General features: G+C 74.3%; 13 protein-coding genes. 6 read left to right on the top strand and 7 right to left on the bottom strand.

Going from position 1 to position 11477, the window contains the following annotated elements; all coding sequences use genetic code 11:
• On the top strand, positions 1 to 605 hold a 605-nt coding region (locus Q0L15_RS04180), incomplete at its 5' end, for a DUF2332 family protein (RefSeq protein WP_296602455.1).
• A 124-nt stretch (positions 606 to 729) separates the two neighbouring features.
• Here the strand turns inward: Q0L15_RS04180 and Q0L15_RS04175 are convergent.
• The 5 genes from Q0L15_RS04175 to Q0L15_RS04155 form a co-directional block, all read right to left on the bottom strand.
• Positions 730 to 1755, bottom strand: a complete 1026-nt coding sequence (locus Q0L15_RS04175) for a LuxR family transcriptional regulator (protein WP_296602454.1) — start codon at positions 1753 to 1755, stop codon at positions 730 to 732.
• 67 nt (positions 1756 to 1822) lie between these two features.
• The gene (locus Q0L15_RS04170; RefSeq protein ID WP_296602452.1) at positions 1823 to 2383 is read right to left on the bottom strand and encodes a TIGR03086 family metal-binding protein; all 561 of its coding nucleotides are present in this window, start codon (positions 2381 to 2383) and stop codon (positions 1823 to 1825) included.
• A gap of 1 nt (position 2384) precedes the next feature.
• Positions 2385 to 3416: a sigma-70 family RNA polymerase sigma factor gene (locus tag Q0L15_RS04165; protein ID WP_296602451.1), complete on the bottom strand. Its 1032-nt coding sequence runs from the start codon at positions 3414 to 3416 to the stop codon at positions 2385 to 2387.
• Positions 3417 to 3491: 75 nt separating this feature from the next.
• A complete protein-coding gene (locus Q0L15_RS04160; protein WP_296602450.1) occupies positions 3492 to 5075 on the bottom strand; it encodes a glycerol-3-phosphate dehydrogenase/oxidase in 1584 nt (527 codons plus the stop codon).
• A complete protein-coding gene (locus Q0L15_RS04155) occupies positions 5072 to 5662 on the bottom strand; it encodes a TetR/AcrR family transcriptional regulator (protein WP_296602448.1) in 591 nt (196 codons plus the stop codon). The genes Q0L15_RS04160 and Q0L15_RS04155 overlap by 4 nt, the downstream gene beginning before the upstream one ends.
• A 17-nt stretch (positions 5663 to 5679) precedes the next feature.
• Between Q0L15_RS04155 and Q0L15_RS04150 the strand changes: the two genes are divergently transcribed.
• From Q0L15_RS04150 to Q0L15_RS04135, 4 genes are all read left to right on the top strand, one after another.
• Positions 5680 to 7257 carry an FAD-binding oxidoreductase gene (locus Q0L15_RS04150; protein WP_296602446.1) on the top strand — a complete coding sequence of 526 codons (1578 nt, stop codon included), beginning with the start codon at positions 5680 to 5682 and terminating at the stop codon, positions 7255 to 7257.
• Complete coding sequence (locus tag Q0L15_RS04145) at positions 7254 to 8177, top strand: diacylglycerol kinase family protein (RefSeq protein WP_296602445.1); 924 nt, start codon at positions 7254 to 7256, stop codon at positions 8175 to 8177. The genes Q0L15_RS04150 and Q0L15_RS04145 overlap by 4 nt, the downstream gene beginning before the upstream one ends.
• A gap of 11 nt (positions 8178 to 8188) precedes the next feature.
• Positions 8189 to 8365: a hypothetical protein gene (locus Q0L15_RS04140; RefSeq protein WP_296602444.1), complete on the top strand. Its 177-nt coding sequence runs from the start codon at positions 8189 to 8191 to the stop codon at positions 8363 to 8365.
• Positions 8366 to 8465: 100 nt separating this feature from the next.
• Complete coding sequence (locus tag Q0L15_RS04135; protein ID WP_296602443.1) at positions 8466 to 9662, top strand: hypothetical protein; 1197 nt, start codon at positions 8466 to 8468, stop codon at positions 9660 to 9662.
• Positions 9663 to 9670: 8 nt separating this feature from the next.
• On the opposite strand, the gene Q0L15_RS04130 is transcribed toward Q0L15_RS04135, so the two are convergent.
• Together Q0L15_RS04130 and Q0L15_RS04125 are read right to left on the bottom strand one after the other, a co-directional pair.
• Positions 9671 to 10240, bottom strand: a complete 570-nt coding sequence (locus Q0L15_RS04130; RefSeq protein ID WP_296602441.1) for a hypothetical protein — start codon at positions 10238 to 10240, stop codon at positions 9671 to 9673.
• A complete protein-coding gene (locus tag Q0L15_RS04125; protein WP_296602440.1) occupies positions 10225 to 10887 on the bottom strand; it encodes a pirin family protein in 663 nt (220 codons plus the stop codon). The genes Q0L15_RS04130 and Q0L15_RS04125 overlap by 16 nt, the downstream gene beginning before the upstream one ends.
• A 15-nt stretch (positions 10888 to 10902) precedes the next feature.
• On the opposite strand from Q0L15_RS04125, the gene Q0L15_RS04120 reads away from it, so the two are divergent.
• Positions 10903 to 11477: family 1 glycosylhydrolase (locus tag Q0L15_RS04120; RefSeq protein ID WP_296602438.1), on the top strand; the 575-nt coding region annotated here is incomplete at its 3' end.

Raw genomic sequence — 11477 nt, 5'->3', positions numbered from 1 at the left:
ATCCCGATCGCTACCGCTACGCGTGGCGGACCGCCGACGGCGTACGCCGGGCGGGGGATCCCGCGGCGCCCGAGCTGAGCTGCTCGGTGCTGGGCGCCGGCCCGCTGCCGGGCGCGGCGCCGCACGTCGCATGGCGAGCGGGCATCGACCTGGCGCCGGTCGACCTCACCGATGCCGACCAGGTGCGCTGGCTGACCACGCTGGTGTGGCCCGAGCACGACGACCGGCGCGCGCAGCTCCAGCGCGCGGTCGAGGTCGCGCGGACCGACCCGCCCCACCTGGTGCGCGGCGACCTGCTCGAGGAGCTGCCGTCGATGGTGGAGCAGGCGGCCCCCCACGGCACGGTCGTGGTCTTCCACAGCGCGGTCATCGCCTACCTCACCGACGCGGACCGGTCCCGCTTCCACGCGATGATGAGCGACCTCGTGTCGACCGGTCGGTGCCACTGGGTCAGCAACGAGGGCCCGCGCGTCCTCCCCGCGGTCACCGCGACCGCGGCGCAGCCGCCCGAGGACGACCACGGCTTCGTGCTCGGCGTCGACGGCCGCGCGGTGGCCCGCACCCACGGCCACGGCCGGAGCCTCCGCTGGCTCTCCCCCGGTTGATTCGGGAGTTGTGACCGTTGAGTCGGGAGTTGTGACGACCGGCAGCGCACGAACTCCCGACTCGACGAGTAGAACTCCCGAATGAACGTGCAGAAGTCCCGAATCAACGGGGGAGGGAGTGGGGTCAGAGGGTGGCGGGCTCGACGCCGAGGCTGGTGGGCAGTCCCGCGCGGGAGCGGATGCCGAGCTTGCGGTAGACGTGCGAGAGGTGCCACTCCACGGCCTTGACCGTGACGAGCAGGTGGTCGGCGATCTGCCGGTTGGTCAGCCCGTCGGCCGCCATCCGCGCGACGCGACGCTCGGCCGCGGTGAGTGCGGCGAGCGCCTCCCCGCGCACCGGCCGGGCAGGTTCGCCGATCCGGTCCAGCAGGCGGCGTACCCGGCTCTGCAGCGGCCACAGCTCCTCGCCGCCGGCGTACGCCTCCGCCGAGCGGAGCAGGCTGAGCACCTCGGCGGTGTCCGGACCCCGGGTGAGCAGGAGGAGCCCCGCCAGGTCGGTGTCGATCTGGGCGGCGAGCCGGGCGGCCGGGACGTCGGCGAGCACGGTCCGGGCCTCGCGCAGCAGCGCGATCCGGTCGCTGCGCGCATCGACGGTGGCGAGCGCCCGCAGCCCGAGCGCGGTCGCGTACGGCGCCTGTGACTCCCGCGCGAGCGCGACGTGCTCACGCGCCAGCGCCGCACCCTCGTGACGGTGCCCGAGTCGGACCGCGGCGAGGGCGGCACCGACCCGCCAGGGGATCAGGTCCAGGTCGTCGTCGCGGGTCGCCAGCCGGCCTGCGCGGCTGAAGTGTCCGGCCGCGAGGTCGGAGTCGCCGACCGCTGCCGAGAGCTCGCCCCGTCCGTAGTGGGCGGTCGCGCCGGTCAGGTCGGGTCCGTCGAGGAAGGCCCCCAGGCCCTCGCCCAGGGTCATCGCGGACGTCAGCTCGCCGCGGGCGAGCCGGCAGTCGAGCGCGGTGGTCAGGACGCTCGCCCGGTCGAGCTCGTCGAGCTCGCCCCACGCCTGTGACCGCAGGAGGTCGAGGTCGTCGAGCGCGTCGCCGATCCGGCCGGCGCGAGCTCGGGAGCAGGCACGTCGCGCCCGGGCCCGCGGGCCGCTCAGCGCGTCGAGTTGGTCACCGGCCGAGGCCTCGGCGAGCTCGGCTCGGATCATGGTGAGCAGCCTAGGAAGACTCGGCCGACGAGGTGGTCGATTCCTGCGGATCGGAGCGGTGGACCAGTCAGCCTCGGCCGAGGAACCCCAGCAACCGGTGGTCGTACGGCGCCATCGCCCGGCCCCGGCGGGGGGCCGCGAACCGCGCGCCGCGATCTCCTGGGCCGACGAGCCGATGGGCGACCGGCAGCAGCTCCTGGGCCAGGCCGGCGGGGATCGGCGTTCCCTCGCCCGTGCCCTGCCCGACGTCCCACCCGTGGACGGTCACCTCGAGCGCGGCGGCGGCGACGAGGAGCGGCACCTCGAGGTCGAGCCGGGTGGCGCCCTCGATCACGACGTCACCGGGGGCGGGGTGGCTCCAGGCGGTGAGCAGGGCGCACGCCTTGTCGCGGATCGCGGTGACGCGGCCGGCGGTCCGGGTGCCGCCGCGGACCGCGACGGATCCACCGGCGGCCTCGGTGAACGCGTCGAGCCCGTCCTCCATGTGCGCCAGGAGGTCCGCCAGCGTCCACGCCTCGCAGGGGGTCGGGCGGTCGAGCACGTCGTCGCGCACGACGGCGAGCCGGGCGCGCGTGTAGCCCAGCGCCCGCTCGAGCAGCTCGACCGACCCGGGCAGGGTCGGTCCCATGTCAGTGGCAGCCGGGCTGGCGGTCGGGTCGGTGGTCGGCGGGCAGCCGGCTGGGCAGGCCGAACGTCTCGAACAGCCGCTGGTCGAAGAACGCGGTCACGTGCCGCACCCGGTCGCCGTCGAGCTCGAGGACCTGCAGCTGGAACGGCGTGAAGTCGCCCTGGGGCGTGCGCATGTAGAGGCCGTACGCCGGCTGGCCGTTGGCCCGCGTCGGCAGCATCGGCATGTCGTGGGCGCCGCCGGGGCACTCGTTGCCGATGAGCCAGCCGATGTTCTCCGCGCCGCGGAACCAGCTCGTGAACGGCGGCATGTCCCAGGTCGCCTCGGCGGTGAGCAGGCCCACGATCGAGTCGACGTCCTTGCGCCAGAACGCGTCGACGTAGCGCTCGAGGAGCTGCTGCTGCTCGGGGCTGAGGTCGGGCTCGACGGTCTCCTCGGTCAGCCCGCGCTCGGCGAGCTGGGCGTGCGCACGCTGCAGCGCGGAGTTGACCGCCGCCGAGGTGGTGTCGAGGGCGGTGGCGACCTCGGCGGCCGACCAGCGCAGGACGTCGCGCAGGATCAGCACGGCGCGCTGCCGGGCGGGCAGGTGCTGGAGGGCGGCGATGAACGCGAGCCGGATCGAGTCGCGCTCGGCGACGACCACGGCGGCGTCGGGGACCGGCTCGAGCCACGCGATCTCGTGGTTCTCCTCCAGGGCGTCGCCGGCCATCGCGTCGGGGGTGCCGAGACCGGCGGGCAGCGGGCGGCGGGGTCGGCCCTCGAGGTTGGTCAGGCACACGTTGGTGGCGATGCGGTAGAGCCAGGTGCGCACCGACGAGCGGCCCTCGAACGCGGCCGCGGACTTCCAGGCGCGCAGGAACGTCTCCTGGACGAGGTCCTCGGCCTCCTGCACCGACCCCGACATCCGGTAGCAGTGCGCGAGCAGCTCACGCTGGTAGCGCTGCGTGAGCGACGGGAAGTCGCCCAGCTCGCCCAGGTCGCGCTGCGGTGCGTCGGTCTCGGTCGTCACGGGTGCCGCCTCGGTCGCCGTCATGGGTGTTCTCCTCGCCACGTCTGAGTCTGCCTGCACCTACCGACCGGCGTCGACAGCAGAAGTCATCGGTCGAGCTCATCGGTGGGCGGCGGCGAGCTCCAGGGCGCGGCGGGCGGCGGGTACGGCGAGCTCGCGGTCGGCCGGCACCAGCCCGACCCGGGTGCGGCGGTCGAGCAGGTCGTCCACGTCCGCGGCGCCCTCGTGGGTGACGCCGAAGAGCAGCTCGGCCAGGGTCACCGGGACCCGTTCGTGGATCGGCGCGAGCAGCTCGTCGTCGCCGAGGCCGCTGACCTCGCGAGCGCTCTCGAGCACGAGCGCGGCGTCGGTGCCGTAGCGCCGCACCAGCCGCGCGGGCAGCTCGAGGGTCGCGAGCTCGGCGCGTGGGGCGGCGCCCAGCAGCGGGACCTCGCGGGTGCGGCAGGGGCCCGCGGTCAGGTCCGCGGCGGCGACGGCCGCGTCGACGGCGTCCTCGGCCATCCGGCGGTACGTCGTCAGCTTGCCGCCCACGACGGTGATGACGCCGGTGGCGCTCGTGAGCACCGCGTGCCGGCGAGAGAGGTCGGCCGTGCGGGCCCCGTCGGCCGAGCCACCACCCAGGTCGAGCAGCGGGCGGAGGCCGGCGAAGGCGCCGACCACGTCGTCGCGGTGCAGCTGGTGGGAGAACGCCGCCGACACCACGTCGAGCAGGAAGCCGATCTCGGTGGCCGACGGTTGCGGGACGTCCGGGATGTCGCCGTCGACCGGCTCGTCGGTGAGGCCGACGTAGACGGTGCCGTCGGGCTGGGGCAGCACCATCACGAAGCGGTTGGTCTCGCCGGGCACCGGGCAGAACACCGAGACCGTGAGCCCGGGCAGCGACTCGGCGCGCAGGACCAGGTGGGTGCCGCGGCTGGGGCGCAGGGTGATGCCGTCGACCAGGCCGCCGGCCCAGACGCCCGCGGCGTTGACCACGGCGCGCGCCGTGACGGTCGTGGTCTCCCCGCTCCCCGAGGGCGCGGTCTCGTCGCGGAGCACGACCGAGGTGCCGGTGGCCTCCAGGACGCGGACGTGGGTGCGCACGTGGGCGCCGTACGCCGCTGCCGTGCGGGCGATCGTCGTCACCAGCCGGGCGTCGTCCTCGAGCTGGCCGTCCCACCCGAGCACCGCTCCGCGCAGCCCCGAGGGCCGCAGGGCCGGCACCAGGCTGAGCGTCTCGGTCGCCGAGAGGTGTCGCGGCTTGGGCAGTGTGTCGACGGCCGTGCCCGCGCCGCGGCGCAGCAGGTCGCCCGCCCACAGGCCGCTGCGGGTGACGTAGCTCTGCAGCCGGGTGACGCTCGAGCTCAGCGGGATCACCATCGGCATCGGGTGGACCAGGTGCGGGGCGGTGACCTCCATGAGGATGCCGCGCTCGACCGCGCTCTCGTGGGCCACGCCGACCTGGCCCTTGGCGAGGTAGCGCAGGCCGCCGTGCACCATCTTCGAGGACCACCGCGAGGTGCCGAAGGCCAGGTCGTGGGCGTCGACGGCCAGGACCGAGAGCCCTCGGGTGGCCGCGTCGAGCGCGACTCCGGCGCCGGTGACGCCGAGGCCGATGACGACCAGGTCGACGTCGGTCGGGGCGCCGGCCGACCCGGGGGTGATCCGGGTGGTGGTGCTGGTCCTGGGGTCCGCGGCGCTCATGGCTGCAGGCTCCGGGTCAGGGCGAGCGTGAGCTCGGCGTCGAGGTCCTCGATCGAGACGTCGTCGTCGACCATCGTGTGCGCGGAGAGCACGAATCCGTGGGCGGCGAGCAGCATCGACCGCGCCATCGCCACGGGGTTGCCGGTGCGGGCGGTGCCCTCGGCCTGAGCCTCGCGCAGCGCTGCGACGGTGAGCTCGAGGATGCCGTCCTGCGAGCGCCCGCGGCGGGAGAACAGGTAGGGGAGGATCAGCTCGGGATCCAGGTCCACGATGCGCACGAACAGCTCGTTCTCGCGCAGCCGCTGGATGGTCTCGACGATGTCGCGCACCAGCCGGTCGATCGTGGGGGCGTCGGGATCCTCCTGCGCGAGCGAGTCGGCGACCACCTCGCCCCACTCGCGGGTCATCAGGTCGGCGAGCAGCTGGGGCATGTCCGCCCAGGTGCGGTAGATCGTCATCCGCGAGACGCCGGCGCGCCGGGCGACCTCGGTCAGTGTCGTGCGTCGCCAGCCCACGTCGAGGATGCAGTCACGGGCCGCGTCCAGGTAGGTGTCTCGCGGCTCGGCGTTGTGACGAAGTGACGTCATATGTCACACTGTAACACGTGACCGTGAACCAGTCCGAGATGCATCCCTCCCGCTGGGGCGACCCCGACCGAGCGCGCCCGCTGCCCGACGAGGCGCGCGGCCTGGTCGAGATGGTGTTCGGGGTCGACGACCGGCCGGCCGTCGAGCACCCCCCGCTCGCCCCGTCGACGCTCTCGCCCGACCTGGTCGCCGCGCTGGGCGCGATCGTCGGGGCCGAGCACGTCCGCACCGACGACGAGACCCGGCGCCTGCGCACCCGCGGCAAGTCGACCCCCGACCTGCTGCGCGCCCGCGCCGGCGACCTCGCCGACGCCCCCGACGCGGTGGTGCGGCCCGGCAGCCACGACGAGGTGGCCGCGGTGCTGGCCCTCGCGGTCGATCACCACCTCGCGGTCGTCCCCTTCGGCGGCGGGACGTCGGTCACCGGCGGGCTGGTCGCCCGCCGCGAGGGGTTCGACGCCGTGCTGAGCCTCGACCTGGTGCGCATGAAGCGGCTGCTCGCCGCCGACCATGTGTCGATGACCGCGACCCTCGAGCCCGGCCTGCGCGGCCCGGAGGCCGAGGCGCTGCTGGCCGCCGAGGGGATGACGCTGGGCCACTTCCCCCAGTCCTTCGAGTACGCGAGCATCGGCGGCTTCGCCGCCACCCGCTCCAGCGGCCAGTCGAGCGCCGGCTTCGGCCGGTTCGACTCCCTCGTGGTCGGTCTCACGGTCGCCACCCCCCAGGGCCGCATCGATCTCGGCACCGCGCCGGCCAACGCCGCCGGCCCCGACCTGCGCCAGCTGTTCCTCGGCTCCGAGGGAACGCTCGGCGTGATCACCGCGGTGACCGTGCGGGTCCGGCCCGTGCCGCAGGTGAAGGCCTACGAGGCGTGGCGCTGGCCGTCGTTCGCCGAGGGCGCCACCGCGATGCGCACCCTCGCCCAGGCCGGGCTGCTGCCCACGGTGCTGCGGCTCTCCGACGAGTCCGAGTCGGCGATCAACCTCGCCGACCCCGCCGCGATCGGCAGCGAGTCGAGCGCGGGCTGCCTGATGGTCACCGGCTTCGAGGGCGAGCCGGCTGCCGTCGAGGCCAAGCGGGCCGCGGTCACCGCGGTGTTCGAGCGGCTCGGCGGCGTCAACGCCGGCACCGAGCCGGGGGAGAAGTGGGCGCACGGGCGCTACGACGCGCCGTACCTGCGCGACTCGCTGCTCGACGCCGGGGTGCTCGCCGAGACGCTCGAGACCGCGACGTTCTGGTCCAACCTCGAGCGGCTCTACACGGCGGTGAAGGCCGCGCTGGAGAACGCCCTCGGCCAGCCGTCGCTGGTCCTGTGCCACATCTCGCACGTCTACGAGACCGGTGCGTCGCTCTACTTCACGATCGCCGCGAAGGAGTCCGACGATCCACTCGAGCAGTGGCGGGTCGCCAAGGCCGCCGCGAGCGACGCGATGCTCGCCGCCGGCGCGACGATCACCCACCACCACGCGGTCGGCACCGACCACAAGCCGTGGTTCGAGCGGGAGATCGGGCCGGTCGGCGTCTCGATCCTGCGGGCCGTCAAGGCCGACCTCGACCCGACCGGCGTCCTCAACCCCGGGGTGCTGATCCCGTGAGCACCCCAGAGGACAGCAGAGCCTTCGCGTTCCTCGTCAACCCGTCCTCGGGCGGCGGGGCTGCGCCCGAGGCGGTGGTGCCGGTCGCCCGGGTGCTGCGCGAGGCCGGGGCGAGCGTCGACGTGACCTACTCGCCCGGCCCGCACGCGATGGTCGAGCTCGTCGGTGCCGCCGTCGACCGCGGAGACGTCGTGGTCTCGGTCGGCGGTGACGGGATGGTCTCCTCGCTCGCCGGCCTGGTCGCCGAGCGCGGCGGGACGCTGGGGCTGGTGCCGGCCGGGCGGGGCAACGACTTCGCGCGGATGCTCGGGCTGCCCGCCGACCCCGAGGGTCAGGCGCGGACGCTGCTCGAGGGCGCCGTACGCCGCATCGACCTGCTCGCGGTCACCGGCCTCGGGTCGACCCGGCGGATGGTGGCGGGGTCGGTCTACGCCGGCGTCGACGCGCGCGCGGCCGAGATCGTCGACCGGGCCACCTGGCTGCCGCGCAAGCTGCAGTACCCCTACGCCGCGCTGCGGTCGCTGGCGACCTACCGGCCCGGGCGCTACGTCGTGTCCGTCGACGGCGTCGAGCACGAGTACGCCGCGGCCACGGTCGTGGTCGCCAACTCGGCCTACTACGGCAGCGGCATGAAGATCGCGCCCGAGGCGTCGCTCGAGGACGGCCGGCTCGACATCGTCGTGATCGAGGCGGCCTCGCGGATCGCGCTGATGCGATCGCTGCCGAAGGTCTACGACGGCGGGCACGTCGCCCTCGACGAGGTCACGGTGCTCTCCGGCGCCCGCGTCGAGCTGCGCGGCTCGGCCCGCGGCCCGATCCCCGCCGGCGGCGACGGCGAGCCCCTCGGCCCGCTGCCCGCCCTCGACGCCGCCCCCGCCGTCCTCGAGGTCGCCCCGGGAGCGCTCCGCGTCCTCGTCTGATCGTGCCTAAGGTGGACTCCTTCACAACGATGGGAGTCTCGGGTGCGTTGGTCCAGGAGAAGTGCCGTGGCAGCGGCAGCGGTGGCGGCAGCGGTGGCGGCAGCGGTGGCGTCCGCGCCGGCGGTCGCGTCGTCGACGGCGAGCGCAGCGCCGACGTGTCAGGGGCGGCGGGCCACGATCGTCGGTGACGCGACGGATCGCACACTCACCGGCACAGCGCGCGCTGACGTGATCGTGACCGGCGGCGCCTCCCGTGTCGAGGCGGGCGGCGGAGCCGACCGCATCTGCGTGACGGGGCCCCCCGACCGAGGAACGCACACCCAGGTGTACGCCGGCCCGGGCGACGACCGAGTCGTCGTCGCCATCTCGCGCGGCCGCATCATGCTGTCCCTCGAGGACGGTGACGACCGCGCGGTGGTCGCGCACACCTCCCGTCGGGTGCGGGTCTACGCGAGTCTGGGCCGCGGCGAGGACGTCTATCGTGGCGGGTCGGGCCGCGACACGGTGGTTGCGGCTGACGCCCCCCCGGGCACGTCGTCGGGACCGGTCGTCGAGGAGCGCGATCGGATCCGCACCGGCCCAGGGCCCGACAAGGTCTACGTGGGCGCGTTCTTGCAGACCACCCACGACGTGGTCGAGCTCGGAGGCGGCGACGACGTCCTGGGCGTGAACGGGGTGCTCGGGCCCGACGTGCGCCCCGAGGCCGGCGCAGGGGTCGACCTGCTCCGGCTCGTGCCTGACCAGTGCTGGGCGACCGGGTCGGACCCCAGGTGTGCGAACCCGCCGAGCGCTTGGGACTGGGTGGTGGACAACGCGGAGGAGGTCGCCACCGTCGACGGCACGGAGCACGGCCGATGGTCCGCCTTCGAGGCCTTCGACCTGGACCGGCTCACCTGGGAGGGCACCGTGGACTTCGTCGGCGGCCCCGGCGACGAGATGCTGCGCGCCTCCGCGGGGCTGGCCGGCGCGTCGATGGGCGGCGGCGACGACTCGCTGCGGCTCGCGGGGGTGCCGGTGCGGCAGCGGCGGGAGATCGCCGCCGGACCTGGGCACGACGTCATCTTCGTTGCGGGGTGGCGCCTGACCCTGGACATGTCGACCGGGCTGATGTGGGACGAGCCGCGGCACTCGGACGGTGGCCCCGACACACGGTTCGCCGGGTTCGAGGACGCCGGAGGCTCGGGCGAGGACTACGCGACGATCATCGGGGACGAGGGCGACAACGACCTGCTGGCCTACGGCTGCTTCGCCGAGGCTCGTGGCGGGGCCGGTGACGACCTGTTGAGGACGGTGCCTGACAGCAGGATGATGGACTGCGACTACTACCACCCCGGCGTCGACTTCGACGGCGGCCCCGGCGCCGACGAGCTCCTGGGCGGTTGGGGCAACGACCGCCTCGACGGCGGTGAGGGCGACGACGTCGCGGACGGCGGCAGAGGCACCGATACGTGCCTGGCCGAGGTGCGGCGGGCCTGCGAGGAGTAGCGGGGCCGCTACCGCGGGAGGGCGGCGAGGAACGAGGACACCTCGGCGGCAACCTGCTCGAGGATCTCGGCGGAGCGCACCGGGTCGCCCGGGATCTCCATGAGGTGGTCGGCGCCGGCGATCTCGAGCACGCGGGCACCAGTGCCGAGCGCTGCGTCGCCTGACCACAGCTCGTCCTCGGTGCCGCCGACCAGCAGCACCGGCACCCCCTCGTCCACGAGCGCGGCGATGGAGGCGACCACGCCGGGCGACGTCAGCAGCGGGGTGAGCAGCACGTAGGCATCGGCCCGGGGACCCCGGCGTACGACGCGGGTGCCGAGCGACTTCGCCGCGATCAGCCACCGCTCGGGTGCCGGCGACCGCGCGCTCTCCTCGGCCATCGCGGCCGCGGCGTGCTCGGTGACCCAGCGGTTGATGCCCTCCAACGACGAGGGCACCTGCCACCACACCTCGCGCACCGACCAGTCGTGGTCCTCGAGCACCCGCCGGGTCCGCTGCAGCAGCGGCAGCGCCGGGGTGTACGTCCGGCCCGGCAGGACCAGTGCGCGCCGCGTCGATCGTCCTACGGGAACGTCCACACCATCAGCTCCGTCGGCACGGCCGCGGTGACCGAGAGCCCGGGCTGGTCGATGATCCGGAACGCGTCGCCGTCGGCGAGCGGCTCGGCCAACGACGACCGCGTCAGCGCGCCCCCGGCCACGAACACGTGCTGCAGCCGCTCCTCGGGCAGGGTCACCGTGTCGCCCGCATCCAGACGGGCCACCCGGAGCACGGCGTCGCCGAGCGTCACGACCTCGGTCAGCCCGCCCGGCGCCAGGTCGGCCTCACGGATCGAGTACGCCGGCGGCGTACCGACCTCGTCGGGAGTCAGCCAGGCCTGGACGAACCGCACCGGGCCGTCCGGACCGGCGACCTCCGAGTGCGTGACGCCGCTGCCGGCGGAGAGCACCTGGACCTGCCCCGGCGTGACCACGGCGGAGTGGCCGGAGGAGTCGTCGTGCACCAGCGACCCGGAGAGCACCCACGTGACGATCTCGACGTCGCGGTGCGGGTGGCTCTCGAAGCCCGACCCGGCCGCCAGCCGGTGGTCGTCATGGCACACCAGCCGCCCGAACGCGACGTTCTCGGGGTCGTAGCGCTCCCCGAAGGAGAACGAGTGGCGGGTGAAGAATCCGTCCCCGCGCACGAGGTACCGATCAGTTCCCCGGCGGATCTCGACGCTCACCGGCATCATTGTGCCGTGCCCGACGCCGCCCCTGACACCCGCCGCGACACGTCCCTGCCCCAGCTGCCGCCGGGCTTCCGGTTCGGCACCAGCACGGCGGCGTACCAGATCGAGGGCGCCGCGACCGAGGACGGCAAGGGCCCGAGCATCTGGGACACCTTCACCGCCGAGGACGGCCGCATCGTCGACGGCTCCACCGGCGCGGTCGCCTGCGACCACTACCACCGCTACGCCGAGGACGTCGCCTTGATGAAGCGGCTCGGCGCCGGCGGCTACCGGTTCTCGATCTCCTGGCCGCGCATCCAGCCGACCGGCTCGGGCTCCCCCAACGCACAGGGCCTGGACTTCTACGACCGGCTCATCGACGAGCTGCTCGCGAACGGCGTGCAGCCGATGGCGACGCTCTACCACTGGGACCTGCCGCAGGCGCTCGAGGACGACGGCGGCTGGCTCAACCGCGCGACCGTCGACCGCTTCGCCGAGTACGCCGCCATCGTCGGCGAGCGCTACGCCGACCGCGTCGAGCACTGGATCCCCGTCAACGAGCCCAACGTCGTGATGATGATGGGCTACGCCGTCGGCATCCACGC

The sequence above is a fragment of the Nocardioides sp. genome, from assembly GCF_024509035.1.
Taxonomy (GTDB): domain Bacteria; phylum Actinomycetota; class Actinomycetes; order Propionibacteriales; family Nocardioidaceae; genus Nocardioides.
The sequence above is the reverse complement of the archived record's forward strand: the minus strand, read 5'-3'. Positions and strand labels throughout refer to the sequence as shown.